General features: G+C 63.0%; 24 protein-coding genes. 12 read left to right on the forward strand and 12 right to left on the reverse strand.

The features are described 5' to 3' along the window. Nucleotides 1-32 precede the first annotated feature (32 nt). Nucleotides 33-590 carry a DUF5610 domain-containing protein gene (locus tag GTP23_RS19245; RefSeq protein ID WP_161036589.1) on the forward strand — a complete coding sequence of 186 codons (558 nt, stop codon included), beginning with the start codon at nucleotides 33-35 and terminating at the stop codon, nucleotides 588-590. A gap of 113 nt (nucleotides 591-703) precedes the next feature. Here GTP23_RS19245 and GTP23_RS19250 read toward each other — a convergent pair whose 3' ends face one another. Continuing rightward, nucleotides 704-3,574 carry a TonB-dependent receptor gene (locus GTP23_RS19250; protein WP_161036590.1) on the reverse strand — a complete coding sequence of 957 codons (2,871 nt, stop codon included), beginning with the start codon at nucleotides 3,572-3,574 and terminating at the stop codon, nucleotides 704-706. Nucleotides 3,575-3,743: 169 nt separating this feature from the next. Continuing rightward, entirely contained in the window at nucleotides 3,744-5,984 is a 2,241-nt protein-coding gene (locus tag GTP23_RS19255; protein ID WP_229256186.1) for a formylglycine-generating enzyme family protein, read from the reverse strand. Nucleotides 5,985-6,261: 277 nt separating this feature from the next. On the opposite strand from GTP23_RS19255, the gene GTP23_RS19260 reads away from it, so the two are divergent. The 6 genes from GTP23_RS19260 (at nucleotide 6,262) to GTP23_RS19285 (ending at nucleotide 12,748) form a co-directional block, all read left to right on the forward strand. Beyond that, nucleotides 6,262-7,191: a sugar ABC transporter substrate-binding protein gene (locus GTP23_RS19260; protein WP_371866948.1), complete on the forward strand. Its 930-nt coding sequence runs from the start codon at nucleotides 6,262-6,264 to the stop codon at nucleotides 7,189-7,191. A gap of 6 nt (nucleotides 7,192-7,197) precedes the next feature. Further along, nucleotides 7,198-8,784, forward strand: coding sequence for a sugar ABC transporter ATP-binding protein (locus GTP23_RS19265; protein ID WP_161036591.1), 1,587 nt, complete (start codon nucleotides 7,198-7,200; stop codon nucleotides 8,782-8,784). Further along, the gene (locus tag GTP23_RS19270) at nucleotides 8,768-9,769 is read left to right on the forward strand and encodes an ABC transporter permease (protein WP_202412257.1); all 1,002 of its coding nucleotides are present in this window, start codon (nucleotides 8,768-8,770) and stop codon (nucleotides 9,767-9,769) included. Before GTP23_RS19265 ends, GTP23_RS19270 begins: the two co-directional genes overlap by 17 nt. A 75-nt stretch (nucleotides 9,770-9,844) precedes the next feature. Continuing rightward, nucleotides 9,845-10,864, forward strand: coding sequence for a LacI family DNA-binding transcriptional regulator (locus GTP23_RS19275; protein ID WP_161036592.1), 1,020 nt, complete (start codon nucleotides 9,845-9,847; stop codon nucleotides 10,862-10,864). Next, nucleotides 10,861-11,793 (forward strand): ribokinase, encoded by a 933-nt coding sequence (gene rbsK / locus GTP23_RS19280; RefSeq protein ID WP_371866949.1) that lies wholly within the window; start codon nucleotides 10,861-10,863, stop codon nucleotides 11,791-11,793. Before GTP23_RS19275 ends, rbsK begins: the two co-directional genes overlap by 4 nt. Before the next feature lie 37 nt (nucleotides 11,794-11,830). Then, nucleotides 11,831-12,748, forward strand: coding sequence for an endonuclease/exonuclease/phosphatase family protein (locus GTP23_RS19285; RefSeq protein WP_161036593.1), 918 nt, complete (start codon nucleotides 11,831-11,833; stop codon nucleotides 12,746-12,748). Between the two features lie 19 nt (nucleotides 12,749-12,767). On the opposite strand, the gene GTP23_RS19290 is transcribed toward GTP23_RS19285, so the two are convergent. Beyond that, nucleotides 12,768-13,751, reverse strand: a complete 984-nt coding sequence (locus tag GTP23_RS19290; RefSeq protein ID WP_161036594.1) for a GGDEF domain-containing protein — start codon at nucleotides 13,749-13,751, stop codon at nucleotides 12,768-12,770. 143 nt (nucleotides 13,752-13,894) lie between these two features. On the opposite strand from GTP23_RS19290, the gene GTP23_RS19295 reads away from it, so the two are divergent. Then, on the forward strand, nucleotides 13,895-14,683 hold the full coding sequence (locus tag GTP23_RS19295) for a helical backbone metal receptor (RefSeq protein WP_161036595.1): 789 nt from the start codon (nucleotides 13,895-13,897) through the stop codon (nucleotides 14,681-14,683). 27 nt (nucleotides 14,684-14,710) lie between these two features. Here GTP23_RS19295 and GTP23_RS19300 read toward each other — a convergent pair whose 3' ends face one another. The 4 genes from GTP23_RS19300 to GTP23_RS19315 form a co-directional block, all read right to left on the reverse strand. Continuing rightward, a complete protein-coding gene (locus GTP23_RS19300; RefSeq protein WP_161036596.1) occupies nucleotides 14,711-15,061 on the reverse strand; it encodes an HPF/RaiA family ribosome-associated protein in 351 nt (116 codons plus the stop codon). 103 nt (nucleotides 15,062-15,164) lie between these two features. Then, the gene (locus GTP23_RS19305; protein WP_161036597.1) at nucleotides 15,165-15,836 is read right to left on the reverse strand and encodes a DUF1345 domain-containing protein; all 672 of its coding nucleotides are present in this window, start codon (nucleotides 15,834-15,836) and stop codon (nucleotides 15,165-15,167) included. Continuing rightward, complete coding sequence (locus GTP23_RS19310) at nucleotides 15,833-17,173, reverse strand: MFS transporter (RefSeq protein ID WP_161036598.1); 1,341 nt, start codon at nucleotides 17,171-17,173, stop codon at nucleotides 15,833-15,835. Before GTP23_RS19310 ends, GTP23_RS19305 begins: the two co-directional genes overlap by 4 nt. Before the next feature lie 65 nt (nucleotides 17,174-17,238). Next, nucleotides 17,239-18,267, reverse strand: coding sequence for a CDP-6-deoxy-delta-3,4-glucoseen reductase (locus tag GTP23_RS19315; protein WP_161036599.1), 1,029 nt, complete (start codon nucleotides 18,265-18,267; stop codon nucleotides 17,239-17,241). An 11-nt stretch (nucleotides 18,268-18,278) separates the two neighbouring features. On the opposite strand from GTP23_RS19315, the gene GTP23_RS19320 reads away from it, so the two are divergent. After that, complete coding sequence (locus tag GTP23_RS19320) at nucleotides 18,279-19,172, forward strand: SDR family oxidoreductase (RefSeq protein WP_161036600.1); 894 nt, start codon at nucleotides 18,279-18,281, stop codon at nucleotides 19,170-19,172. 19 nt (nucleotides 19,173-19,191) lie between these two features. Here GTP23_RS19320 and GTP23_RS19325 read toward each other — a convergent pair whose 3' ends face one another. Continuing rightward, a complete protein-coding gene (locus GTP23_RS19325; protein WP_161036601.1) occupies nucleotides 19,192-19,452 on the reverse strand; it encodes a hypothetical protein in 261 nt (86 codons plus the stop codon). Nucleotides 19,453-19,870: 418 nt separating this feature from the next. Between GTP23_RS19325 and GTP23_RS19330 the strand changes: the two genes are divergently transcribed. Continuing rightward, nucleotides 19,871-20,110 (forward strand): hypothetical protein, encoded by a 240-nt coding sequence (locus GTP23_RS19330; protein ID WP_155434577.1) that lies wholly within the window; start codon nucleotides 19,871-19,873, stop codon nucleotides 20,108-20,110. 81 nt (nucleotides 20,111-20,191) lie between these two features. On the opposite strand, the gene GTP23_RS19335 is transcribed toward GTP23_RS19330, so the two are convergent. The 4 genes from GTP23_RS19335 to GTP23_RS19350 all read right to left on the reverse strand — a co-directional run bounded on the left by GTP23_RS19335 (nucleotide 20,192) and on the right by GTP23_RS19350 (nucleotide 25,152). After that, a complete protein-coding gene (locus GTP23_RS19335) occupies nucleotides 20,192-20,404 on the reverse strand; it encodes a hypothetical protein (protein ID WP_161036602.1) in 213 nt (70 codons plus the stop codon). A gap of 88 nt (nucleotides 20,405-20,492) precedes the next feature. After that, the gene (locus GTP23_RS19340; protein WP_161036603.1) at nucleotides 20,493-21,182 is read right to left on the reverse strand and encodes a glycine-rich domain-containing protein; all 690 of its coding nucleotides are present in this window, start codon (nucleotides 21,180-21,182) and stop codon (nucleotides 20,493-20,495) included. A gap of 192 nt (nucleotides 21,183-21,374) precedes the next feature. After that, on the reverse strand, nucleotides 21,375-23,216 hold the full coding sequence (locus GTP23_RS19345; RefSeq protein WP_161036604.1) for a CHASE domain-containing protein: 1,842 nt from the start codon (nucleotides 23,214-23,216) through the stop codon (nucleotides 21,375-21,377). Between the two features lie 169 nt (nucleotides 23,217-23,385). Then, nucleotides 23,386-25,152 (reverse strand): glutamine--tRNA ligase/YqeY domain fusion protein, encoded by a 1,767-nt coding sequence (locus GTP23_RS19350; protein ID WP_161036605.1) that lies wholly within the window; start codon nucleotides 25,150-25,152, stop codon nucleotides 23,386-23,388. A gap of 176 nt (nucleotides 25,153-25,328) precedes the next feature. Here GTP23_RS19350 and GTP23_RS19355 point away from each other — a divergent pair, with 176 nt between their 5' ends. Further along, a complete protein-coding gene (locus GTP23_RS19355; protein WP_155434582.1) occupies nucleotides 25,329-25,622 on the forward strand; it encodes a DnaJ domain-containing protein in 294 nt (97 codons plus the stop codon). Nucleotides 25,623-25,650: 28 nt separating this feature from the next. Further along, nucleotides 25,651-26,151 carry a hypothetical protein gene (locus GTP23_RS19360; protein ID WP_161036606.1) on the forward strand — a complete coding sequence of 167 codons (501 nt, stop codon included), beginning with the start codon at nucleotides 25,651-25,653 and terminating at the stop codon, nucleotides 26,149-26,151. The last annotated feature ends 1 nt before the right edge of the window (nucleotide 26,152 follow it).

Consider the following 26,152-nt stretch of genomic DNA (forward strand, 5'->3'; position numbering starts at 1 on the left):
ATTCCAGGATACCCCTCATCAGGAGCGAAATCATGGCAACTCCAGTATCGGCAACTTCGGGCGGCGCCTCAGCCAGCACCAGCGTTCCAGCGGCGGCCAAGGATGATAGCAAGATGTCGGCGACGGCCAAGGCCAAGGCGCAGCTGAATGGCTCTATCGTACAAGCTTCCTTGACGGTAGCGTTGAATTCTTCCAATGAACCGCTGTCGCTCGTGCTGAAAACGGCGCTGACCGGCATCAACGAGGCACTCAAGGGCGATTTCGGCGACAACGCCATCCAGAACGCCATGTCGCAGGATAATACGCCGGAAGGCACGGCGAGCCGCATTGTATCGCTGTCCACCGCGTTTTACGATGCTTTCAAGCAGCAGCACCCGGGCGAGGATAATGACGCGGTGCTCGACAAGTTCATGGCGACGCTCAAGCGCGGTGTCGATCAGGGCTTCAAGGAAGCGCGCGGCGTGCTGGACGGGCTGAAGGTGCTCAATGGCGACATCGCCAGCAATATCGACAAGACCTATGCTTTAGTGCAGCAAGGCTATGCCGATTTCGCCGCCGCGCACAAGACGCAGCCGGCACCGGCCAACTGAACAGGCGCCGTGCGGCCGGGGGGAGGAGCGCAGTCCGGCGCGGTGCCGGGGTGTATGCAGCCCCGCCGGTTGGCGGAGCTGTCCCTGCCCCGCCTGATGGCGGGGCCTGCGTCTTACAGCTTGTAGTTCAGGCCGATCAGGAACTGGCGGCCATAGCGGTTGGTGTAACGGGGCCGCAGCTGATCCGGGTCAGGTCCGCCGCCCACATTGCTGTAGTAGATGACCTGGGTGTCCAGCAGGTTGTTGGCCTGAATCAGGAAGGACAGGCCTTTGTAAGGGCCCTTCTCGAAGTTGTAGGCCAGCTGCATATCCACCACCCGGTCGGCCGAGTGCGCGCTGATGAATTTCTGCAGATAGACGTCGGTCGAGGTGGCCGTGAACGGCGAGCGGTAACGTTCGCTGATACGCGCCGAGAAGCCGTTCTTTTCATAGTAGGCCGTGGCGTTGAAGGCGGTGCCGGACAGGCCGTCCAGCTTGACTTCGTTGCCGGCTTTGTCCTGCAGGTCGCTGCCCAGCCGGGTCGCGCCCAGAATCACCCCGAAGCCTTCCAGCGATTTGCTGACCAGTTCGCCATCGAAGGCAGCCGACAGTTCCAGCCCGTGCAGCGCGCCGCCATTGCCGTTGACCGGACGGGTGTAAGCGCCGTAACGCTGCACCACGATGTCGGCCGGCAGATTGTTCGGGCGCGGCAGGAAGGTGTTGTCGCGCTCCGTGGTGCCGTCAAACACATAGCTGAGCAGTTTCTTGTGGAAGGCAGCCGCCGCCACATAGCTGCGCTTGCCGATGTATTTTTCCAGCGACAGGTCGGTGCCGTTGGCCAGCCAGGGGCGCAGCTCGGGATTGCCGCCCGAAGCGCCGGTCCATTCGCCATAGTGGGCGCCCGGTTTGTCGATGATGCTGGGGGTGCTGGTGCCTGCACGCAGTTGCTGCATATTCGGACGCGCCATGGTTTTGGCCAGACCGAAACGCAGCACCCAGTCGTTCTTCAGATCGGTGATCAGATTCAGGCTGGGCAGGAAGTTGCGGTAGCTGGCGCCACCCGTGTGGGGGAAGACCAGCTTGGGGTCCGGCGTGACATTGTTGCCGCGATATTCGAAGCCGTCGGAATTCTGCTTGGAGTGCACGGCCTGCATGCCCAGGTTGCCGCGCAGTTCATAGCCGCCCACGTCGGCATCAATGTTGAGTTTGGCATACGCAGTGGAGATGCGTTCGTGTACGCCGTAGTCATTGGTTACTTTGCCGCCGAATAAATCCTTATTCGATACCACGCCGCTGGCCACCACATCCGGTGCGCTGATGCGTGGCACCAGGCCCAGGCCGGCCCACGACATATCGACCGGAGCGCGTAGCGCGGCTGCCGGCACGTCGCGCACATAGCCGCCCTTGCCGTCGGAGGCCAGCAGCAGCAAGGTGTCGCCATTGGTGATGACTTTGTCGCGCTTGGTCACGTTCAGGCCCAGATCGAGGCTGCGGAATGGTCCGTCCAGATCGCGCTTGGCGCTCAGGCGCAGGGATTTGAGCTCGTCCTTCAAGGGGCGGGTGCGTACGCCGCCGGCCCAGGCGGGCGCATCGCTGGTGTGGTAGCCGTGGGCATCGCCCAGCACGGTGTCCTTGAAGGTATTGGGATTGACGGGGGTGAAGCTTTGCGCCGAACCATCGTAGGGTATGTTCCAGCTGAAGGCGCTGCGCTGCCAGTTATTGATGGCCTTGTTGAACGGCGCACCATAGATTTCATCGTACTCTTCGTCGCGGGCATCGCGCGAGTAGCTGAGGTCGGCAATACCTTTCCATTTTTCCGACAGCTTGAGTTCGTTGTTCCAGCCCAGCGCGCCTATGCTGTCGCGGCGGCGCGTTTCGGCATTGCCGATCACGAAGCTCAGGTTGTCCGCCGTACCGGTGGTGGCATAGGTGTTGCGGCCCACCTGGGTGGTGCCCACATTGGTGAGGGTGATGCGGTTGGCAGCGGGGCCATAGGCGTTGTACATATTCTCGCGGAAGAACACTCCGACTTCCTTGGTATCGAAACGCGAGTAGTAGAAATCGAGTGTGCTGTGCAGGTCGCGGTTGGGTTTGTACTCGAGCACGCCCATCAGGCCGGTACGGGTGCTGCGTTTGGTATTGGCCGTGGTATCCCAGAACAGCGGCAGCAGGGCGCGGTTATAGCCGTTGGCCGGCTGTTGCTGCGGCGGCGCGCCGTCGATAGGAATGCCGATCTGGTCGCGGAAGTTGGCGGTCTGGGTGCGCTTGATCTGGCTGCCCCGGTCTAGCCGGGCCAGACCCAGCGCCACACCGATGGTGTTGTTGGCGAACTGGTCGATGTAGGAAGCGCTGAAGCGCTTGCCAATGGGGTCCACCACATCCTTGATCAGGGTGCCATTGGAGTTGCGTTCGGCGCGTATATTGAGGGCGATTTCACGTCCCCGGCTGGCCAGCGGGCGGCGCGTCTGCAAATCCATGGTGCCGGCCAGACCCTGGCCGATCAGGGCGGCGTCAGGAGTCTTGTAGACCACGGCACCACCGATCAGTTCGGAGGGGAACTGATCGAGTTCGACGGCGCGCGATTCGCCCGAACTGACCATTTCGCGGCCATTGAGCAAGGTGCTGGAGAATTCGGGCGACATGCCGCGTACCGAAACCCGGTCCACATTGCCGTCGCCGCCACGCTCGCCCGTGACGCCGGGCAGACGCGCCAGCGCTTCGGCGATGCTGGAATCGGGCAGCTTGCCCAGATCCTCGGCCGATACGGCCTCGACGATGGAGCTATTGCTGCGCTTGACGGTCAGCGAGTCTTCCACGCTGCGGCGCAGCCCCTTGACCACCACCGTGTTGCTGGTGACGGGCGCAGCGCTGATTTCGGGCTCGGCTTGCTGGGCGTCGGCGGCGCCACACAGCAGCAGGGTAGAGGCGCAGGCGGCGACCAGGGGCTTGCGCTTGAAAATACCTTGGACGCCATGGTTGGCGTCCTGCGAATAAATTGATTGCAAAGCAGACTCCGTAAGTAGTGGTGGTGTTTTCGATACGTTGCTGACCCGATCGGTGCAGACGTCGGGCTTATCATGGAAAGCTTTCCAGTGTGGCCTTGATTTATCCCCCCAAATGAAAAGTGATGGTTGATGACTAGGAAATACGAAGCAGGAAATACGGACTAGAAAATCAGCGTGCGTCCTGCACGCAGCGGAATCCGAGGGTGCCGGCACGGTCTTTGGATGGCGCCATCAGCAGGTATTTGCCATGCTCGGTGAGCTTGTGCGCCTGCGGGAAGTACCAGTGCGAACCGGCCGGCTGGTAGAAGCTGCCGCCGCGCAGGATGGCGCTGCGGGTATGTTCGTCTTCGAACTCGTCGGTCCATTGCCAGACGGTGGCCACCATGTCTTCCACGCCGAAGGGGCTGGCGCCGGCTGGATGCTGGCCCACCGGCGGCAGCGGCGGCAGTCGCCGTGCCGTGGAGGGGGCCGGTACGCGCGCGGCATCCCAGTGATTGCCCCATGGGTAGAGGCGGCCGTCAGTGCCCTGCGCCGCGTACTGCCATTCCCATTCGTGCGGCAGGCGCTTGCCGGCGGCGCGGCAGTAGGCGCGTGCATCGTCGAGCGCAACCCAGGTGACGGGGCTGCCGGTTTCAGCAGCACGAGGCGCACCATCTTGCCAGTGGCGCAGGAAGTTGTGGCCGTCGGCCGGGCGGTAGCCGCTGTCGTCGAGGAAGCGGCGGAATTCCTCATTGCTGACGGGATAGCGGTCGATGTAGAAGGCGCTCAGTTGCATGCGGTGGACATGGCCGCGGCGGGGCGCATCTTCCCACGGGTATTGCACATCCATGCCGGCGCGGTTCTCGCCTTCGATCTCGATGCCGGTAACGCGGAAGTCGAAGCTGCCTGCCGGGATATGCACCATGCCCGGTGGCGCGCTGGCCGCACGCGCGGTGGCGGCAATCGGCACCAGCCGCTGCGGCAGGAACTGCCACTGGTTAGAATGGGCTTGCAGCGGCGTGCGCGCCAGCGCGCCCATGGTCGCCAGCAGGGGCGCCAGTCCGGACGGCAGGGTGTCGCCCTGATACTGCAGCACGGCGCCGTAGCCGCGCGGCTCCAGCACCAGATCGATGACGGCCTGGCCGGCCTCGATGCGCGGTTGCAGTTCGCGCCCATGCCACAGGTCCAGATAGCGCTGGCCGGGGCGGTGCTCGAGCTTGAGGATGGCTTCATCGATACGGAATTCATTGCGGTTGACCAGCGTCCACAGGCTGCGCTCGCTGGCGGGGAAGCGGCTGGCGTACACCCCATAGTGCAGGGTGGGCACATGGGGCGTCCACTGCGGGCTCACCAGCAGATCGGGTACGCCGCGGTAGATGGTGGCGATACGGCGCAGGGCAGCGGCGTCGCGCGCCGTCATCTGGTTCCACCAGCCCCAGACATTTTCCCAGCTCTGGATGCCGACGCCGTTAAAGAACGCGGCCTGGAAGGTGTTGCTGCGGTCGGTCGCCCAGCGGTCGCTGACGTGCACCATGTGGCGCGGCTCCAGCCATTTCCACTTGCTCACCAGCGGCACCAGCGAAGCATCCCAGTAGGCCCAGCTGTGCAGATTGTAGGCCAGCATGGCGTCCTCCTTGAACGACAGCTCCGGTTCCAGCACCAGCGGGTGGGCGCTGCGGGCGGCCGCTTCGGCATAGCTGTGCGGCAGGCCGTTCATGGTGTCGCCATTGATGCCGTCGGCGCCGATCTCGGCCATGAGCCGGGCGGTGGCCTCGGCCGGTGCCAGGCCCGGATCGCGCGAGCCGCCATCCCAGGGCAGGGTGGGGAAGAATACCCGCACGCCCAGGCGCTGGAAGTCTTGCACCATCTGGCGGGTGGCGGCGATGCCGCCGGGCAGGTCGCGCAGCATGTCCCACTGGTTGCGGTCATCGATGCCCAGATTGGGATAAAGCGGCCAAAGCAGCACGCTGTCGATGCCGCCGTAGCGCTGTTTCAAGTCGTCCAGAAAGCGCTGCACCGTGTAGCGGCGGGTTGCCGGGTCGTACAGATAGCGGTCTTCCACCATGGCCTGGGTCTGGACGAAATTTTTCTGCGTCCATTGCAGTTCGGCGCGGCGGTACTGGCTATCGTCGTAGCCGATGCGGGCCAGCTGGGCGGTGCGCCAGTCCTGCATGGCGGCCAGCCAGGCCGGCTGGGCGCCGGCGGTGTCGCGCTTCCAGTTATTCAGACGCGCCAGCCAGTCCACTTCACCCAGATCCATCTGGGCCGGCCCCGTGAGCTGGCTCTCCCGTACCGCGAAAGGCAGCTCGTCGGCGGCCAGGGCCGGCTGCAGCGCGCCCAGCACGGCGCAGGCCAGCAGGGGCAGGGTCCGGCGGCGCCGGCCGGCGTCCGAGGGGGCAGGGTTAGGCTTGCGCGTTTTGCCAGCGCTCATGCTCAGTCTCCGTCACATAGTTATGGGTTGAATTACCGTGCCGGCCGCCTTTGCTGCATGCCGGAAGTTTAGATTATTGCCAAGCAAACGTTTGCGCAAACGTTTTCCAAGGTAGCTCAAGTCTTTTTCGTTGTCAATATAAACATGTTGAAGTTGAAATAATCAGTGAATTTCTTGACAATTCCGGTGGCAATGGCTATGTTAGAAAAACGTTTGCGCAAACGTTTTCGTTTTGCGCCCCCCGCAGCCTGAAGCTTAGATTCCATGGAGACGTCTGGTGTTAGCTAGCAAATTCAAAATGGTGGTAGCCCTTGCCGCAGCGCTGTCTGCGCCGGTCATGGCGCAGGACAAGCCGCGCGTCGGTCTGGTGATGAAATCCCTGTCCAACGAGTTTTTCAAGAACATGGCCGACACGGCGCAGGCTTACCGCGCCCGCCGCGGCGATTTTGATCTGAAAGCGGTCGGTATGAAGGACGAGACCGACGTCGATTCGCAGGTGGTGGCGGTGGAGAGCATGATCATCCAGAAGGCCAGCCTGATCGTGCTGGCGCCGGCCGATTCGCGCGCCATGGTGGCGCCCGTGGCCAAGGCCGTCAAAGCAGGCATCATGGTGGTCAACATCGATGTGGCGCTGGACGAGGCAGCCAAGAAAAAGGCCGGGCTGGAGCTGGCCTTTATCGGTCCGGACAACCGTGCCGGCGCCAAGCTGGCCGGTGAGGCGCTGGGCAAGGCGCTCAAGCCGGGTGACAAGGTGGTGATCATCGAAGGTAATCCCGGGGCCGACAATGGCCGCCAGCGCAAGGCTGGCTTCATGGATGCGGTCCAGCAGTATCAGCTCAATCTGGTGGCGTCGCGCAGCGCCATGTGGGGCACGGATGAAGCCAACCAGATATTCAGCAATATTCTGACGGCCCACCCTGACGTCAAGGGGGTGATGGCGGCCAATGATTCCATGGCCGTGGGCATCGTCAAGGCCATAGACGCGGCCGGCAAGAGCGGCAAGATCAAGGTGGTGGGCTTCGACAATATCCCGGCCGTGCGGCCCCTGATCAAGTCCGGCAAAATGCTGGCCACGGTAGACCAGTTCGGCGCCGACATGGCGGCCAATGCCATCGACCTCGGCCTCAAGGCACGCAAGTCGGGCGTGGCCTTGACGGGCTGGGTGAAGACGCCCGTGGCCCTGATCACTGCAGCTGAACTGAAATAGGCCGCCATGCAGCCTGACTTCGATGCGGCCGGCGCAGGCTTGCGCGCGCCCGGCCCCCTTTTGCTGCAGATGAAAGGCGTGAGCAAACGCTATCCGGGCGTGGTGGCGCTCGATCACGTCGAGCTGGCCCTGCATGCGGGCAGCATCCATGCGCTGGCCGGCGAAAATGGTGCCGGCAAATCCAGCCTGATCCGGGTACTGAGCGGCAGTACCGCGCCCGATGGCGGCAGCATGCTGCTGGCCGGCATGCCGTATCGTCCGCGCAGTCCGTTCGACGCCATCCACAGCGGGATCCGGGTCGTGCATCAGGAACTGCTGATGCTGGAGCATCTGACGGTGGCGGAAAACCTGCAGTTCGCCGCGCTGCCGCGCACGCGCTGGGGCTGGATAGACCGGCGCACGCTGAACCGCCGCGCCAGCGAGCTGCTGGCGCTGGTCGGGCTGGAAGATGTGGCGCCTACCCAGAGCGTGCACACGCTGGGCATAGCGCAGCGCCAGCTGATCGAAATCGCCAAGGCGCTGTCGGGCGAGAGCCGCATCATCGTGCTTGATGAACCGACCGCGACCCTGACTGCGCGCGAGAGCGCCCGTTTGCTGGAGCTGATGGTGCGGCTGCGCGAGCGCGGTGTGGCCATGCTGCTGGTCTCGCACCATCTGCAGGAACTGTTTGCCGTGTGCGACCGCGTGACGGTACTGCGCAATGGCCGCACGGTGGCCACGCACGCCATGGCCGACGTCACGCCGCATACGCTGGTGCAGCTGATGGCGGGGCGCGAGGTGCCGGCGCTGCCGGCCCGGGTCCAGGTATGCACGGTTACGGCGCCCCGGCCGCCGGCCCTGAGCGTGGAAGGGCTGCGCTTCCGCGCTCAGGCGCCCGGCAAATCCATACGTCTGGCCGTGCAGCGTGGCGAGATCGTCGGCATCGCCGGCCTGGTTGGCAGCGGCCGCACGGAAACCCTGCGCGCCATTGCCGGTGCCGACCCCATGGCGGCCGGACGCCTGCTGCGCGACGGCCAGCCGGTAACGGTGGCCAGACCGGCCGATGCCATCGCGCACGGCATCTGTCTGGTGACGGAAGACCGCCGCCACGAAGGCCTGATGCTCGATCTGCCGCTGCGCGCCAATCTGTCGCTGGCCACGCTGGGTGATTATGCCCGCGCCGGCTGGCTGCAGCGGGGGCGCGAAGCGGCTGCCGCTGCAGCCATGGGCCGGGCGCTGCAGATACGCATGAGCAGCATCGAGCAGACGCCGCGTACCCTGTCCGGCGGCAACCAGCAAAAGGTGGTGCTGGGCAAATGGCTGCTGCGCGATCCGGCCGTGCTGCTCTTGGATGAACCGACGCGCGGAGTGGACGTGGTGGCGCGCGCCGAAATTCACCGTCTGCTGCTGACGGCAGCGGGCGAGGGCAAGGCGCTGCTGGTGGCGTCGTCCGATCTGGCCGAACTGATGGAAATCGCCGACCGCATCATCGTGCTGTCGCGCGGCGCCGTGGCCGGCGAGGTGGCACGCGCCGATTTCGATGAAACCCGCATACTCGCGCTGGCTTATAGCGAACTGATGAATACTGGAGTAGCTGATGTTGCAACCCTCTGAAATGATCCCGGCGCGGACCAGTCCGGTGCCGGCCGGCCTGCAGCGCTTGCTGCGCGAATCCGGCATCGCGCTGGCCCTGCTATTGCTGATCGCCGTATTCTCCGTGCTGTCGCCGCTGTTCCTGACGGCGGATAACGTCAGCAATATCTTTACCCAGATCGCCATCAATATCTGTCTGGCGGTAGGCATGACGTTTGTGGTGCTGATCGGCGGCATCGACCTGTCCGTCGGTTCGCTGACGGCCTTGTGTGCCGTGGTGGCGGGCAGCATCCTCAAGCTCGACAGCCTGAGTATAGGCGCGGCCATAGCGCTGGCGGTGGTGGCCAGTATCGCGCTCGGCGCCGTGTGCGGCCTGATCAACGGCACTGTGGCCAGCTACTGGGGCGTGCCGTCGTTCATCGTCACGCTGGGCATGCTCTATGTCGCGCGCGGCGCCGCGCTGCAATGGACCGAGGCCCGTTCCATCTACGAATTCCCCGACCTGTTCAACGAATTCGGTACGGCCAGCGTGGCCGGCCTGCCGGCGCCGTTTCTGGTGGCGCTGGCGCTGGTGCTGCTGGCCTGGGTGGTGCTGACCCGCACCGTATTCGGCCGTATCATTTACGCCATAGGCAATAATGAAGAAGCCGTGCGGCTGGCCGGTCACGACACGTTCCGTTATAAGATTCTGGCCTATACGATATGCGGCGCTGCCGTGGGAGTGGCGGCCGTGCTGTACATGACGCGGCTGACGGTGGCCAGCCCCATACTGGGCGTGGGTTTCGAGCTTAACGCCATCGCTGCCGTGGTGATAGGCGGCACCAGTCTGGCCGGCGGCCGCGGTTCCATCATCGGCACGCTGCTGGGCGCCTGCATCATCGGGGTGCTGGCCAATGGGCTGGTGCTGGTGGAAGTGGGCGACTTCGTACGGCAGATGATCACCGGAGTGGTGATCATCCTCGCGGTCGTACTCGATACCTATCGTTTGAAAAAAGCCGCCCGATAAAGCCGGGCTGGCAGCGGGCCGGCAGGGGGCTGACCCGTTCTATCAATTAATTCGCAGGGAAGTGAGCAGCAGTCTATGGCCAATATCAAGGATGTCGCGCTCCGCGCCGGGGTGTCCGTTTCGACCGTTTCGCATGTGGTCAACGGCACCCGCTTTGTCAGCAAGGAGGCGCGTGAAAGCGTGGAGGAGGCCGTTCGTGTGCTCGGTTATGTGCCCAGCGCCGTAGCGCGTAGCCTCAAGAGCAATAACACGCGCACCTTCGGCATGGTGATACCGAATAATTCCAACCCCTATTTTGCCGAGATCATCCAGGGCGTCGAAGAGCGCTGCTATGCGGCCGGCTACAACGTCATCATCTGCAATTCCAACGACGATCCGGAACGCCAGGCCTCGTACATCCGGGTGCTGGCGGAAAAGCGCGTCGACGGCCTGATTCTGGTGGTGGCGGGCAGCGATGAAATGGTCCGTGCCACCATAGGCGAACTGAGTATCCCGCTGGTGCTGCTGGACCGCGCCGTGACCGATCTGAATTGCGATCTGGTGGAAGTCGATCACACGGCCGGCGGCCTGATCGCCACCCGCCACCTGCTCGAACTGGGCCACCCGCGGGTGGCCTGCATCAGTGGTCCGTCGGGCCTGTCGCCCAGTTCGCAGCGCAATGCCGGCTGGAAGCAGGCACTGGCCGAAGCCGGTGTGCAGCGCCGCGACTGCGATCTGGTGCGCGGAGATTTCACCCCGGGCGGCGGCTATCTGGCCATGCAGCAGCTGCTGCGCGCGAGCCCGCCACCCAGCGCCGTCTTCGTATGCAATGACCTGATGGCGATCGGTGCGCTGACGGCGGCACGCGAGGCCGGCGTGCGCGTGCCCGAGCAACTGTCCATCGTCGGCTTCGACGATATCGAACTGGCCGCCTACTCGGCGCCGCCGCTATCGACCGTGGTCCAGCCCAAGCTGACCATAGGTACGCTGGCGGCCGAGCTGTTGCTGGAGCGGGTGGAAGCCCAGCGTGCCACGCCGCGCCATGTGGTGCTGGCGCCCGCGCTGAAAAGCCGGGCCTCGGCCGCGCCCTATGGCGGCGCCGGGGAGCCGGCATGATGCCAGGCCTGCCTGCCGTGGCGGCGGGCCGGCCGGTGGTGGTGGTCGGCTCGCTGAATATGGATCTGGTGTTCCGTGTGCCGCGCATGCCGGTTGCTGGCGAAACGCTGCAAGGTCATGGCTATGTGACGGCACCGGGCGGCAAGGGCGCCAATCAGGCCGTGGCCTGCGCCCGTATGGGCTGCGCCGTTGCGCTGATAGGCCAGACCGGCCAGGATGGCTATGGCGATGCGCTGTGCGCCAGCCTGCGCGCGAATGGCGTCGACATTGCCCGGGTGGGCCGGACCGCTGCAGCCGCAACAGGCGTGGCGGTGATACTGGTGGAAGATCAGGGCCGCAACCGCATCGTGCTGGCGGCCGGCGCCAACGGCTTGCTGGGTGCCGCCGATATCGATGCGGCCGGCGCGCTGATCGCGACTGCCGCCCTGCTGATCGTGCAGCTGGAAGTGCCGCTCGATGCGGTGCTGCAGGCCATGCGCCTGGCTGCTGCGGCCGGGGTGCCGGTGCTGCTCAACCCGGCGCCGGCGCAGGATTTGCCCGAGCAGTTCTGGCCCCTGATCGATATTCTGGTGCCCAACGAGAGCGAAGCGGCTTTGCTGACGGGGCTGGACGTGACGGATGTGCCCAGCGCCTGTCTGGCAGCAGCGCGCTTGCATGCGCGCGGCGCACGCCGCGTGCTGGTCACGCTTAGCGACAAGGGCGTGGTACTGCTGGACGAACACGGCGCGCGCCATCTGCCGGCGCGCGCTGTCAGTGCCGTCGATACCACGGCGGCCGGCGACACTTTTATCGGCGCGCTGGCGACGGCGCTATGCGAAGGCCAGACGCTGGATCAGGCGGCCGCTTTCGGCCAGAGCGCCAGCGCGCTGTGCGTCACGCGCGCCGGCGCCCAGCCGTCGATTCCCTACCGGCATGAGCTCACGCCCTGAGGCCGGCCATTTACCCCACCCGAGAAAGGAAACCGTTATGCCCAGCCCCTTGCGCCTTCCCTCTACTGCCCGCCTGTTGCGGCTAGGCCTGGCCGCCGGCTTGTGCTGCCTGTACGCCATGCATGGCGCGGCGGGTGCCCAGACGCTGGCGTTCGATGTGATGTCTTTCAATGTGCGGGTGCCGGTCGATCCGCCGCCGCATGACTGGGCTGCGCGCCAGCCCCGTGTGACCGCGCTGGTGCGCCAGCAGCGGCCGGACTTTCTGGGCTTGCAGGAAGCCTTGCCGGCCATGGTCGCCGACCTGCAGGCGGCGCTGGACGAATATGCCAGCACCGGCCGCGGGCGCGACAACGATAGCGGCGGCGAGGGCGTTCAGATCTTCTACCGCAAGGACCGCTGGGAACTCGATCTGGCCGACCAGGGCACCTTCCAGCTTTCCTCCACGCCCGAGATCGCGGGCTCCAATGACTGGGGCATGCAGTGGCCCCGCATCGTGACCTGGGCGCATCTGCGCGAGCGTGCCAGCGGACGTGGCCTGTATATCTACAACACCCATTTCCCGCTGAAGCCGGAAGAGCGCGAGCGTTCGGCGCGACTGCTGGCCCAGAAGGTGGCAGCGCGCAAGCATGGCGCCGACCCGGTGGTGCTGACGGGCGATCTGAATGCCTGCGAGCAGGAGGCGGCCGTGCGTCACCTGCTGGGTCAGGAAGGGGCACCGCTGGCGCTGCGCGACAGTTACCGCGTGCTGCATAGCGGTGCCGCCACGGGCAGCTTCCACGCCTTCGGCAAGGAGCCGCATCTGTGCCGGATCGATTACATCATGGCGACGCCCGAGGTGAACGTGCTGCGGGCCGAAGTAGTGGTGGACGGCCAGGATGGCAAAGGTTATGCCTCCGACCATTATGCCGTCACGGCCAGGCTGGCGCTGGACAACAAGCCGGCAGCCAGGCGCTAGGGCGCAGGGGCCCGCCAGTTCAGGCGGGCGTCTGCTGCCAGGCCACGCAGTTGCGGCCCTGCGCCTTGGCGCGGTACAGGGCTGCATCGGCTTGGGCGATCAGGCTCTGTTCATCCTGCTCCGGCTGCAGGCTGGCAACGCCGAACGAGGCCGTGATGTGCGGCAGCGGCAAGCGCATATCGCTGAACACCAGCGCCTGGCGCATGCGCTCGCACAGGCGCTCGGCCACGGCCACGGCGACTTTCTCGCTGGTGTCGGGCAGTAGCACCATCATTTCCTCACCGCCGTAGCGTACGGCAAAATCGGTCGGGCGCAGGGCGCTGCCCAGCACACCGGCCGCTGTGCGCAGGGCCTGATCGCCGGCCAGATGGCCGTGGGTGTCATTGAAGCGCTTGAAGTGGTCGAGATCGATCATGATCAGCGACAGCGGCACGTGCGACCCCTGCGCGGTCGCCACCATGGTGGGCAGCAGGTCGTTGAGCCAGGAGCGGTTGTACAGATCGGTCAGGCCATCGATCATGGAGAGCTGGCGGTAGAACTCGCCCAGCTTCTGGCGCCGGCGCAGCTGCGCATTGGCGGCGCGGATGCGGAAGGACAGCAGGCGCAGCAGATTACGTGCGAGTACATGCGATTCGTCGATCAGCTGCCACACCAGCTCCGCCTTAATCATCAGCACATCGGTTTCTTCCAGCGCCGTGATGGCATTCAGATTGGCTTCTTCGTCCAGCACGGCCTGTTCGCCCACGCTCTCGCCCGGCAGTATCTTGCTGATGGTGCCATCGGCCATGCCGGTGCGGGTATCGGTGGCCACCGCCAGCGCGCCGCGCAGGACGATGTACAGGTGGGCGATCTGCGATTCGGCGATGCTTTCATCGGCCGCCAGCCGCATGATGGGGCAGGGGGCCAGCAGTCTGGCCATGGCGTCAGCGTCGGTGGAATTGCGCAGCAGCTGCAGATCGCTGATCTGGTAATCCGAGGCGCCGAAGGTGCTGATGTGTTTCAATGTGGTCTTTCACGGTGCTAGTTGAGTCGCCCGGTCATCATAGCTGAACTGTTCGCGGCCTGGTGTAAGTTTGTTCAGGAAGTTGTTGCATGATCTATCTGGCGGTGCTCCAATACCGCCTTTCAACCTAGGAAAAGCTCGCGATGGAATGGACAGACGCGCTGGGAACGGTGCATCGTGCTGCGGCCGATGCGCGCATCGTTACGCTAGTACCCTCGATTACGGAAATGCTGTGCGACTTCGGGCTGGCCGGCCAGCTGGTAGGACGCACGGGCTTCTGCATACATCCGAGCGAAATCGTGCAGGACATACCCAAGGTGGGCGGCACCAAGGATGTCAATATCGACAAGATCCGCAAGCTGGCGCCCACCCATCTGGTGGTGAACATCGACGAGAACGAAAAGCCGACCGTCGAGCAGCTGGCCGAATTCATTCCCCATGTGATCGTCACGCATCCGATCGCGCCGCGCGACAATCTGGCACTGGCGCGCCTGCTGGGCGGGGTGTTCTGCCGCGAGCCGGAAGCGGCCGCCTGGTGTGCCGATTTCGAAGCGGAATATGCGCGCCTGCGTGCCATGCCGGCGGCGCCGCCGCGCACGGTGCTGTACTGCATCTGGCAAGACCCGTGGATGACGGTTTCGGGCGATACCTATATAGCCCGCATGCTGGCCGAAATCGGCTGGCAGCTGCCGGCGGAATTGCAGGGCTATGCAATCCGCTATCCGGAATTTAGCTGGGCGCCGGAACTGCTGGCGCAGATCGATGGGGTGCTGCTGTCGAGCGAACCCTACCGCTTCACGGAAGCGCATGCGGCCGTGCTGGCGCAGCAGATCGGCAAGCCGGTGCAACTGGTGGATGGGGAGATGCTGTCGTGGTATGGCAGCAGAGCGCTGCAGGGCTTGCGGTATTTGCAGGAGCTAGCAGGGCGCTAGCTCCGTGACGGGCTGACAGGCCGGAGTTTATTCGGCGTCGGCTTCGATGGCTACGCCGTTGTGGCGTTTATCCTGCAGGCGACCCAGAGCGCTATCGACCGCGCGTTTGAGTTTTTCGGCAGCACCGGCTATGGCCTGATGCAGGGTGGCAGCGTGGTCGCTGACAGCGATCGGTTGCAGACCCGTGACGCGGGCTTCCAGCATGCAGCGGTTGTCGCCGTCGGCAGATTTCTGGACCAGATTGTCGCTCAGATGCACTTCGACGCGATTGATTTGTTCGCCGAATCGTTGGAGCGCATTCTTCACGACAGTTTGTACGTGCTCATCGAGACCGGCATGACGTTCGATGGTTTTGTCGGCATGGATAATGATTTGCATATGCTTGCTCCTTGTTGTTGAACTGCGATTTCATCTTACTCCTTTTTTGCTCAGGTGGGCGCTTAGGCCGGACTTAAGCAGTGCGCGCAAGCGCCGGGCAAGTTCAGGCGTTGATCAGCGAAGCGCCGATATTGATCGACAGGCCCAGCACGGCCAGGTTGTAGAAGAAGCACAGCACCGACTGGCCCAGCACGACTTTACGTAGCTCGCGGCTGTGGATGCTCACATCGGCCGTCTGTGCCGCCACGCTGATGGTGAACGAGAAGTACAGGAAATCCCAGTAGTTGGGCACCAGATTCTGGTCGGGGAATTGCAGCACGGGCGGGCTGTTTTCGCCGTTGCTGTGATTGATGTAAAACAGATGGGCATAGTGCGAGCAGAACATGGTGCCTATCATGAACCACGAGCCGGCCAGCGTCAGCACCACGAAACCATAGTGGTACCACATGTCCTTGGGCGGTGCGTCTTTCAGTACCGACAGCTGCGAGATGATGGCGGCCAGACTGGCCAGTATCAGCAGCGACAGCATGCTCAAAATGACGGGGCCTTTTTCATCCTGACGGCAGGCCGTGCGGCGGATATCGTGATGGTCGGCGCGCGCCATCATCACGGCCATCATCAGCAGATAGCTCCATACCGTGGCATTCCACGCCGTCAGCAAACGGGTCAGCACCGGCCAGCTGGCCGGAAGCAGCAGGCCGGTGGCCGCACCCAGCGCCAGCGCGGCGCTCAGGTGCGGGCGGGTATGGATGATGCGCGGCAGCGGCAGGCTCATTTGCTTTCCTCCTTGTTCTCCCCGTTTCTTTCCTCGTGGGGGAAGCGATCCATGCGCGACAGGACAGGGAACAGTGCGCTCCACAGGCCCGTCACTACCAGCGTAGCAGCGCCGCCGAACAGCACGGCGCGCGTCAGACCCATCCAGCCGGCCGTCAGGCCCGATTCGAATTCGCCCAGTTCATTCGAGGCGCCGATGAAGACGGAGTTGACGGCGCTGACGCGGCCACGGATGGCATCCGGGGTTTCATACTGTACCAGCAGGTGGCGCACATACACGCTGATCATATCGCCGGCGCCCATCAGGAACAGTGCCACTAATGCCACGATGAAGGTAGTGGTGGAACCCAGTACCAGCGTGCAGACGCCGAATACGGCCACGCCGCCCAGCATCCATGCGCCCACGCGGCGCGTGATGGGGAAGAAGGTCAGCGTGATGGAGCAGACGGCGGCACCGATGCCGGGCGCCGTACGCAGCATGCCCAGCCCGGTCGGGCCCACATGCAGCACATCATGCGCCAGTGCCGGCAGCAGGGCGGTAGCACCGCCGAACAGCACGGCAAACAGATCGAGCGAGATGGCGCCCAGAATGACAGGCCTGGACCAGACGAAGCGCAGGCCTTCCAGTACGGTGTGCCAGGTGGCCGGTTCGCGGTGGCTGGCTTGTGGCGCCGGCTTGGTCAGGCACATCAGCAGCACGGCCAGCAGCAGCAGGGTGGAAGAAATGAGGTATACCGTTTTCGGTCCGGCCAGATATAGCAGACCGCCCAGCGTGGGGCCGAGGATGATGGCCAGATGGAAGCTGGAAGAACTCAGCGCCACAGCCTTGCTGAAGCTTTCCGGCGGCACCAGATTGACCAGCATGGCTTGCGTGGCCGGGCCCATGAAGGCGCGCGCACTGCCGAACAGCACCAGCACGGCGAACACGGGCCAGACGGTGCTCAGGCCGGCCAGCGTAAACGCCAGTAGCAGCAGGCCGCACAGCAGCTGCGCGGCCAGTGCCAGCGCCACCAGATTGCGCCGGTTGTAGCGGTCCGCCGCATGGCCGGCCAGCAGGATCAGCAGCAGGAAAGGCGCAAACTGGGCCAGCCCGATCAGGCCCAGATCGAACAGGTCGTGGGTCATGGCATACACCTGCCAGCCGATAGCGACATTCTGCATCTGCACGGCCAGTGTGCCCAGCGTGCGGGCCGACAGGTAGAAGGCGAAATTACGGTGGCGCAGTACGCTGAAACCGTTGCGCGAGGTGCTGCTGCTGTTTGCGGCGGGGCTGCTGCCAGCAGGCTGGCTGGCGTTGTTGTTGGCGTTGTTATTGGCTGAAGCCGTGCTGTCGGACATGGGCGCTTTCAGGGCGCCGCGCCGGATGGCGCGGCATCCGTGTGGGCGCCCGCAGGGGTGAGAACTTAGGGTTGGTTGAGGTCTGCTTCGCTGGTGAAGGCGTCGGCGTAGAACTCGTCTTCCGGCAGCTGGCAGCGGGCGACGAAATCACGCTTGGCCGATTCCACCACGATGGGTGCGCCGCAGGCATACACCTGATAGCCGGACAGGTCGGGCAGGTCGGCCATCACGGCGGCGTGCACGTAGCCGCTGCGGCCTTGCCAGCCATCTTCCGGCTGGGCGTCGGACACCACCGGCACGTAGCGGAAGTTGGGCAGCGTTGCGGCCCACTGGCGGCATAGCGCATCCATATACAGATCCTGTGGACGGCGGCCGCCCCAGTACAGCGTCATGGCGCGCTGCGAGCCTTGCGCCTGCAGGTGTTCGACGATGGCCTTGATGGGCGCGAAGCCGGTGCCGGAAGCCAGCAGCACCATAGGCTTCTCGCTATCGTCACGCACGAAGAAGGTGCCCAGCGGACCTTCGAAACGCAGGATGTCGCGCTCCTTCATGGTGGAGAACACCTGATCGGTGAACACCCCGCCCGGCATGTGGCGGATGTGCAGGCTCAGTGGCTGGTTCTGGTCCGGCGCCGTGGCCAGGCTGTAGCTGCGGCGCTTACCGTCGCGCAGCAGGAATTCGATGTACTGGCCGGCGCGGAACTTCAGCGTTTCATTGGCCGGCAGCTGCAGCGTCATCACCACCACATCCGGCGCGAGTTTTTCCAGCGTGGCCACGCGCGATGGCATCTTGCGCAGCGGGTAGTCCTCGCTGCCGGCCACTTCGCGCGCTTCGATCACCAGATCGCTGTGCGCGGTCGCGCAGCAGAACAGCGACATGCCGGCCGCTGCTTCTGCCGCTGGCAGGGCGCGTTCCTGATGGGCTTTGTGGCTGACCGTACCGCTCAGTACCTTGCCTTTGCAGGAACTGCAGGCGCCGTTCTTGCAGCCATACGGCAGGCCTATGCCGGCACGGACGGCGGCGGCCAGAATGGTTTCGTCTTCCTCGCAGCTGAATTGGTGGCCGCTAGGCTGTACAGTAACTTGAAACGTCATACAATCCTTCGATGAATAAAATCTCACTACAAAAATTCCGCCGTCCGCGCCTGCTGATTATCGGCTGCGGTGATGTGGGCATGCGCATGCTGCCTTTGCTGACGCCGTATTTCCGCGTCTTCGCCGTCACCAGCCAGCCGGCCCGCTGCGCCGAGCTGCGTGCACTGGGCGCTCAGCCGCTGGTGGCCAATCTGGACCAGCCGGCCAGCTTGCGCCGCCTGCGCGGGCTGGCCCATACAGTATTGCATCTGGCGCCACCGGCCGCGCAAGGCGCGCAGGATGTGCGCACGCGCCACCTGACCGCCATTTTACCCGAGCGGGCGCAAGTGGTTTATGTCAGCACCACGGGTGTGTATGGCGATTGTGGCGGCGCCCGCTTCGATGAAACCCGGGCGGTAGCACCGGCCACGGCCAGGGCGCAGCGCCGGGTCGATGCCGAGCAGGTGCTGCGCCAGTGGGCGCGCCACGCAGACGGGCGGCTGTCCATCCTGCGCGTACCGGGCATCTATGCGGCAGAACGCCTGCCGCTGGCGCGCCTGCAGGCCGGTACGCCGGCCCTGTGCGCCGAAGAGGATGTGCATACCAACCACATCCATGCTGATGATCTGGCGCGCATCGTGGTGGCGGCGCTATTCCGTGCCCGTCCCCAGCGCATCTACCATGCGGTGGACGACAGTGCCATGAAAATGGGCGAGTATTTCGATGCCGTGGCCGATGCCTACGCGCTGGCGCGGCCGCCGCGTTTGCGCCGGGACGAATTGCGCCAGGTGGTGACGCCGGCGCTGCTGTCGTTCATGTCGGAGTCGCGCCAGCTGGACAACCGCCGCTTGCGGCGCGAGCTGGGCGTGTGCCTGCGCTATCCCACGGTGCAGGCATTCCTGCAGCAGGCCCCGGCAGCGGCCTGAGCCCGGCGTTCGCTATCAGTTAAGGCTTGCGCTTGCGCTGCTGCTGCACGCGCTGCTGCTGTTTCTTCTGGGTCTGATTGCGGTCCTGCTTGGCTTTGTAGATGGCCTGGGCATCGATGCGCGCCTGCTCGGGCGTGCGCATTTCTTCCATTTCATCATGTTTGACGAAGTAGTCGTTGGCCTGCGCGTCCATCACCAGTTTGATGGCGGCAGCGTCGTCGAGCTCGTACATCTCGTATAGCAGGGTGGTTACTTCATCGAGGAATTCTTCGTAGGTCATGGTGTTGTAAAAACTTGTAAAGATTGCAGCTTGAAAGTGCGAAAATACACGTGTTGCTGCACAATGTGTCAAAATAACAACCTCAGTTGGCTGTCGAACATCAAGTTCGCCCACATCATACGGCATTCCTGGCAGTGCCGGACCTGAGCGGTTCAGCTCGCTTTACAAAAATTTATACCTTTTCTTACAACAGATGAATGCCTAACATAAGTTTTAGGGGTAGAATCTCTCACAATCTCACGAAATAAAGTGGTCTGTTAGATGATCGCTAACGAAAACGTGTATTATTTCGGTATGGCGCTAAAAATCAGGATAAATTTCTGAAATTCGTAGTGCTACATCGGTAATAGAGCAAAAATTTTTTTTACCCATGTGTCGTTTTTTATTCAAGAATGACCAAAATTATCTAAAATTCATCATGTCTCTCAAAGAAATCACCTCCTCGCCGACCTACAATCCGAATCGCGTGCTGGACGCTATCATCGAGAAATTGCAACTGAAAAACGATGCAGCCCTGTCCCGTGCACTGGAAGTAGCGCCGCCCGTGATCAGCAAGATCCGTCATAACACCCTGCCTATCGGCGCCACCATCCTGATCCGTATGCACGAGATCAGCGATTTCAGCATTCGCGAACTGCGCGAACTGATGGCTGCCTGATCAGGGTAACAGCGGAAAAGACAACGGCGCGCACCTCACGGTAACGCGCCGTTGTTGTTTGTGCACGCGCCGGGCCTGAACTCAGGCCGAGGTGCTGATGGTCGTGCCGATGCGCTGGCCACTGGTGTTGACGGTGGGCGCCACCGCAGCCTGCGGCGGCGGCGGTGGTGGTGGCGGTGCTGCCTGTTTCACCTGCTCGGCAGGTTTATCGACGGCTTTGCCGGCCGTCGAAGGCGTCAATTGCGTAGGCTGGATCTGTACGCTCGAAGATTGTACGGCTGGCTGGACGGCCATGGCGGGCTCCCAGAGTTGTTCGGATACCCTACAGTATGCCACTTTTTTGGGCAAATGCCAAAAAATTTCCAGCCGGCACTATTTTGCTTCAGGCTGCCTGCGGCAGGCGTGGCCGTACAGTGAACAGGCCGCTGTCCGCGTTCTGGCCAGTGGCGCTATTCGACACGGCCGAATACGCACTGCGCTGGCCCGGGGCCGATACGGCCGAATAGGCGGTCTGGGCGGCTACTGCCGAGTAAGCCGTTTTGGCTGCTACGGCCGAATACGCCGTCTGCCTGGCAACGGCCGAGTAGGCAGTCTGCTGGGCTACCGCGGAGTAGGCCGTCTTGGCGGCGACGGCGGAATAGGCGGTCTGGCTGGCGACGGCCGAATAGGCGCTGCCTTGGGCCTGCTGTTCTGCTGCACCGAGCAGCAGCGGGTAGGCCGTACCGAAGGTTTCCTCATACAGTTGCTGCATGCGTACGCCCAGCCGCTCGTGCGCTGCCAGATCATCTTCGCCGCGCAGGCCGATGTAGGGGAAGTGGTGCAGGAAGTGGCCAAACACGGCCTGGCAGTCTTCCGCGTATTTGAGCGTATCGAGGATGTGGTAATGCCAGAAGGTATCTACATCCACCAGCGGTGCCGCCTGTTCCTGCGGGAAGGTCTTCATCAGATACAGGAAGCGGCGGTATTCGCGTTCTACCGCGTTGGCATGTTCCAGCGTCCAGCCTTCACCGGATTCCTTGTGCATGAGTTTGACTTTGATAGGTTCCAGATCGAGCGCATCGATAACGTTCATGGGGGCGTCCTTTGCAATTGTTGGGCAAAATTTTGGGGAGAACGGGGTGGAGCAGAAGCAATTTTGTCTGTTGAGCAGAACAGGCTTTTGATTTTGCGCAAACTTTCTCGGTAAATTCCGATTGCCGCAACAGAATGCGCTGACGCGCACCGGAAAAATCCGGTTCCGTTCCCCGCTTGCTGCCCGCGCTGGTTATAGGCTGGTTTCTGCCGCCATTCGGGCCGTGGCGTTGATGTCGTCCATTGACGGCGGGGCCACATAATCGACGGGCACTGAAATCGAGACGGTGGTGCCGGCATGGTGGCCGGCCGTGATGGTGCACTGGCCGCCCAGCAGGTGGATGCGCTCTTCCATGCCCACCAGTCCGAACGAGCCGACCTTGTTACGGCTGCCTTCGCCCATGCCTATGCCGTTGTCGCTGATGGTCATGTTGAGCATGCCGTCGCTGTGGCGCAGCTCTACCCGTACCAGACTGGCGCGTGCGTGCTGCATGATGTTGCTGAGCGATTCCTGCAGGATGCGGAAGATCGCCGTGGCGCAGTGGTCGTCGATCTGGATATCGCTTTGCTGTTCGATCAGCTCGCAGACTATGCCCGAGCGCTGGCGGAACTGGGCGATCTGCCATTCCACCGCCGGGGTCAGGCCCAGGTCGAGCACGGTGGGGCGCAAGTCGTTGATGATGTGGCGCACGCTCTTGATGGTGCTGTCGATCTGCCCCAGCGTGTGGCAGGCGCGCGCATGCAGACGCGGGTGGCGCAAACGGGTACGGGTGGCCAGCATGTCCGTCTCGATGCGCAGGGCCAGCAGGTTCTGGCCCAGATCGTCGTGAATTTCGCGCGCGATGCGCTTGCGTTCCTGTTCCTTGATCTGGTCCGCATGGGCGCCCAGCTGGCGCAAGGTGTGGTACGACTGCTGCAAGCGGGCCTGGCTGTCGCGCAGCTCCTGCGTCATGGCCTTGGCCATTGCAATGGCGCGCCGGCGCGACGAGGCCAGCGTGTGGAACAGCAGGTAGAACAGCAGGGCGCCGATAAAGCCTGTGGTCATGGCCAGCCACGGCAGGAAGGCGTCGAAGCGCGACAGCCAGATGGCGCTCGGTGCACTGAATTCGGCGTTCCAGGTGCGGCCGTTAAAATCCAGCGGCAGGCTGACGCTGAAGTTGTTGGCTGCGCGCTGCCCGGCGGGCAGGCTGCTCAGATTATCGAACAGCAAAGTCGGCGCGGACTGGCTGCCGTCGCTGTTCTTGCCATCGTCATACAGGCGCAGATGGACTGCCTGTAGCTGGCTGCCTTCCATGGCCCCCCGCACCAGACGCGGCACGCTGAAGCCTATGCCGACCGAACCGATGTAGGCAGCGCGGCGCTGGTTGACGTCGCCTAGCGGCATATCCTTGCGGTAGATGGGCATGCGCAGGGCCAGAGCCCAGCCCTGGGCATTCCGGGTGTTTTCTATCGGCATGCCGGTGGTCATCAGCTGCCCCGTGTCGCGCGCGCGCGCCAGCGCCTCGGCAGCGCCGGGGCGCACCCCGATATCGAGGCCGATGCGATCACGGAAGTAGTCGGTCGGTTCTATCATGGTCAGCACGGTGTAGCTGTCGCGCTGGCTTTGCGGACGGATGAGGAAATCGGGATAACCACGGGCGCGTCCATCGCCGCTACGGTTACTCCACAGTTCGAACGCGGGCCGCTGGGCAGCGCTGACCACCTGGGCATAGTTGATATTGTCGAGTGCGGGAAACTGTTTCTTCAGCATCAGGCCGCTGACGTAGCGGTGAAATCCGGCCCGGTCTATGTGTTCGCTGGATGCCAGAAAGCTGGCCGTGCCGCGCAGCACGTCGGTGTAGGAACTCAGGCGCGCATTGATGCTGTAGCGTGTGTTGAAGGCCTGCTGGGTAAAGCGGCCGTAGGCTTCATGTTCGATGGTGTGGCGCACCAGTATCTGCAGGCAGGCGCCGATCAGCAAAGCGAGCAGGATGCCAGTCCACCAGACGGGGCGGTCGGGCTCGAACCAGCGTTGTTTTGGATGCAGGGTGTCCATTGTTCAGCTCGCTTAGATGATGCGGCTGACTATAGCGGAAGTTATTTATGGCGACTTGATTAATTTTGCTTCTTTTATATTTGTCCTGAACGAATTGTTGTAGCTGGCATGAAAAAAGCCGGTGGCTCCTGCTGGAGCACACCGGCCTGGCGGGACTGGCGGCAGCGACTTACTTGGCGCTCCAGTTATCCTTCAGCGTGACGATGCGGTTGAACACCGGTTTGCCGGGCTGGCTGTCGACGCGGTCGGCGACGAAATAGCCATGGCGCTCGAACTGGTAGCGCTGATCCGGCAGAGCAGCGCTCATGCCCGGTTCCAGATAGGCCGTCACCACTTCCTTGGCGTTCGGATTGAGCAGGGCGATGAAGTCCTTGCCGCCCGCATCGGGCTGGGCATCGGTGAACAGACGGTCGTACAGGCGTACTTCGGCCTGCAGTGCGCTGGCGGTGGATACCCAGTGGATATTGCCTTTGACTTTGTAGTTGTCCGAACCGGGCGTGCCCGATTTCGAATCCGGGAAGTAGTTGACGTGGACGGCGACGACTTTGCCGTTTTCATCCTTGTCGTAGCCCGTGCATTCGGTCACATAGCCATGACGCAGACGTACGCGCGCACCCGGTTTGTCGTCGATCGGCGGGTAGTAGCGGAAATAGCCCTTGCTCGGCACTTCCATGAAGTCTTCTTCTTCTATCCACAATTCGCGCGAAATCGGGAAAGTGCGTACGCCCATTTCCGGATGGTGCGGGTGCACGGGCGAACTGCATTCTTCTGTCTGGCCTTCCGGATAGTTATCGATGATCAGCTTCAGCGGACGCAGCACGGCCGTCGCACGCGGCGCTTTCGGGTCCAGATCTTCGCGCACGCAGCCTTCCAGCGTGCTCATATCGATCCAGCCGTCCGCCTTGGTCACGCCTATGCGTTCGCAGAACAGGTGGATGGCTTCCGGCGTGTAACCACGGCGGCGCAGGCCGACGATGGTCGGCATGCGCGGGTCGTCCCAGCCGTCGACGATGTTTTCTTCCACCAGCTGACGCAGCTTGCGCTTGCTGGTGACCACATAGGTCAGGTTCAGGCGCGAGAATTCGTACTGGCGCGGCACGGGCAGCTGGAAGAAGCCGCCTTTCGACAGGGTGGCCAGCAGCCAGTCGTAGAACGGACGGTGATCCTGGAATTCCAGCGTGCAGATCGAGTGGGTGATGTTTTCCAGCGCATCCGATATCGGATGGGTGTAGTCGTACATCGGGTAGATGCACCACGCATCGCCCGTGCGCACGTGGTGGGCGTGACGGATACGGTAGATGGCCGGGTCGCGCATATTCATATTGGGCGCCGACATCGCGTCTTCGCTGATCTTGGCGCGCAGGATATGCTCGCCGTCAGCGTATTTGCCGGCTTTCATGTCGCGGAACAGTTGCAGCGATTCGGCCGCCGGACGGTTGCGGAAGGGCGAATTCTTGCCCGGCGTGCTGAAGTTGCCGCGGTTGGCGGCCATATCTTCGGCCGACTGGCTGTCCACATAGGCATAACCCTGCTCGATCAGGTATTCGGCCATGGCGTACAGCTGGTCGAAATAGTCGCTGGCGTAGTGCAGATGGTGGTCGATGCCACCGGCGGCGTTGGGGTAGTCGTAGTTAAAGCCCAGCCATTTCACGCTGTCGATGATGGTGTCGACGTATTCCTGTTCTTCCTTGGCCGGATTGGTGTCGTCGAAACGCAGGTTGCAGCGGCCCTGATAGTCGCGTGCCAGACCGAAGTTCAGGCAGATCGACTTGGCGTGGCCCACGTGCAGGTAGCCGTTAGGCTCGGGCGGGAAGCGGGTAATAACGCTAGGCATGCCTTCGCGCACGTGGGTGCCGGCCGCCAGATCGGATTCGACGATGGCGCGCAGGAAATTGGAAGGCAGCGCTGGCGCTGGGCTGTTTTTATCGTTGCTCATCTGTGTTGTGGCTAGAAAAAAAGTTCATATTGGTAGCTATGGCAGGCATTCTACCGTATCCCCAGCCCATCCTCAGGGGAAATGCGGGCCAACGGCGGGCCGAGCCTGATCTGGCGGCGCGGGGCAGGTATAATTCGCCTTTACCTGTTTCGGCAACAAGGCCCGGAGTTTCCAAAATGGAAAATTATTACAACACACTGGGTATCGCGCCTAACGCCAGCGAAGATGAGATTAAAAAGGTGTATCGCTCGCTGGCGATGCGCTTCCACCCGGACCGTAATCAGGCCCCCGGCGCGGAAGCCCGCTTCAAGAGCATCACCAAGGCCTACGAGATCCTGTCCGATCCCGCCAAGCGCGAAGAATACAACCAGAGTCTGAATCACCGCATCATCATCGACGCGGAGGCGGAAGCCTATCAGCTGTGGCGTTCCGTGTTCAATCTGCACGGTACCCAGTTGCCACCGGCCTGATCGCATCAAAAAAATTAGAAAGTAAGCAATGAGAAAAGTACATCCCGAGTTCGCCTATCAGGCGCGCGAACTGGAAGGCCAGATCGAGGGCATACTGGGCGATCCGCCCGATCGCAAGAACTATCAGCGCATGATCGATGCGCTGGTGGAAGAATATGCCAGCGGCGGCGGCATCGAAGATGTCAATATGCTGGCCTTCGCGCTGGTGGATCATCTCGAGTTCAAGGACCCGAAAGGCTTGCTGGCCGAAGCGGAAGACTACGAGTTCGGCGATGCTGCACGGGTGTTTGCCATGGCCAGCTGCAAGGGCGCAGCAGCGGCGCGCATGTATGCGGCGCTGGAAGAAAATATGCCGGAACTGGGCCGTCAGGCCATCATCACGGCTTTCCTGCACCTCAATCCGCGCCGCTGGGACGACGACGACCAGTCGCTCGAACAGCTGTCGGCCAATGATGATGGTGATGATATCGACGATGAAGATCAGGCGAGCGATGACTTCGCCCAGATGTTCGATCAGGATGGAGATTAAG

This window comes from Duganella fentianensis, from assembly GCF_009857835.1.
Taxonomy (GTDB): domain Bacteria; phylum Pseudomonadota; class Gammaproteobacteria; order Burkholderiales; family Burkholderiaceae_D; genus Rugamonas; species Rugamonas fentianensis.

Bases quoted from the DNA above. Each gene is read 5' to 3' on its own strand.
- GTP23_RS19345 (WP_161036604.1), bottom strand. From the start codon at position 23,216: ATGGACACCCTGCATCCAAAACAACGCTGGTTCGAGCCCGACCGCCCC.
- GTP23_RS19325 (WP_161036601.1), bottom strand. From the start codon at position 19,452: ATGACCTACGAAGAATTCCTCGATGAAGTAACCACCCTGCTATACGAG.
- GTP23_RS19270 (WP_202412257.1), top strand. From the start codon at position 8,768: ATGTTGCAACCCTCTGAAATGATCCCGGCGCGGACCAGTCCGGTGCCG.
- GTP23_RS19360 (WP_161036606.1), top strand. From the start codon at position 25,651: ATGAGAAAAGTACATCCCGAGTTCGCCTATCAGGCGCGCGAACTGGAA.
- GTP23_RS19350 (WP_161036605.1), bottom strand. From the start codon at position 25,152: ATGAGCAACGATAAAAACAGCCCAGCGCCAGCGCTGCCTTCCAATTTC.
- GTP23_RS19285 (WP_161036593.1), top strand. From the start codon at position 11,831: ATGCCCAGCCCCTTGCGCCTTCCCTCTACTGCCCGCCTGTTGCGGCTA.
- GTP23_RS19305 (WP_161036597.1), bottom strand. From the start codon at position 15,836: ATGAGCCTGCCGCTGCCGCGCATCATCCATACCCGCCCGCACCTGAGC.
- GTP23_RS19340 (WP_161036603.1), bottom strand. From the start codon at position 21,182: ATGAACGTTATCGATGCGCTCGATCTGGAACCTATCAAAGTCAAACTC.
- GTP23_RS19275 (WP_161036592.1), top strand. From the start codon at position 9,845: ATGGCCAATATCAAGGATGTCGCGCTCCGCGCCGGGGTGTCCGTTTCG.
- GTP23_RS19335 (WP_161036602.1), bottom strand. From the start codon at position 20,404: ATGGCCGTCCAGCCAGCCGTACAATCTTCGAGCGTACAGATCCAGCCT.
- GTP23_RS19255 (WP_229256186.1), bottom strand. From the start codon at position 5,984: ATGAGCGCTGGCAAAACGCGCAAGCCTAACCCTGCCCCCTCGGACGCC.
- GTP23_RS19300 (WP_161036596.1), bottom strand. From the start codon at position 15,061: ATGCAAATCATTATCCATGCCGACAAAACCATCGAACGTCATGCCGGT.
- GTP23_RS19320 (WP_161036600.1), top strand. From the start codon at position 18,279: ATGAATAAAATCTCACTACAAAAATTCCGCCGTCCGCGCCTGCTGATT.
- GTP23_RS19265 (WP_161036591.1), top strand. From the start codon at position 7,198: ATGCAGCCTGACTTCGATGCGGCCGGCGCAGGCTTGCGCGCGCCCGGC.
- GTP23_RS19245 (WP_161036589.1), top strand. From the start codon at position 33: ATGGCAACTCCAGTATCGGCAACTTCGGGCGGCGCCTCAGCCAGCACC.
- GTP23_RS19315 (WP_161036599.1), bottom strand. From the start codon at position 18,267: ATGACGTTTCAAGTTACTGTACAGCCTAGCGGCCACCAATTCAGCTGC.
- rbsK (WP_371866949.1), top strand. From the start codon at position 10,861: ATGATGCCAGGCCTGCCTGCCGTGGCGGCGGGCCGGCCGGTGGTGGTG.
- GTP23_RS19330 (WP_155434577.1), top strand. From the start codon at position 19,871: ATGTCTCTCAAAGAAATCACCTCCTCGCCGACCTACAATCCGAATCGC.
- GTP23_RS19295 (WP_161036595.1), top strand. From the start codon at position 13,895: ATGGAATGGACAGACGCGCTGGGAACGGTGCATCGTGCTGCGGCCGAT.
- GTP23_RS19355 (WP_155434582.1), top strand. From the start codon at position 25,329: ATGGAAAATTATTACAACACACTGGGTATCGCGCCTAACGCCAGCGAA.
- GTP23_RS19310 (WP_161036598.1), bottom strand. From the start codon at position 17,173: ATGTCCGACAGCACGGCTTCAGCCAATAACAACGCCAACAACAACGCC.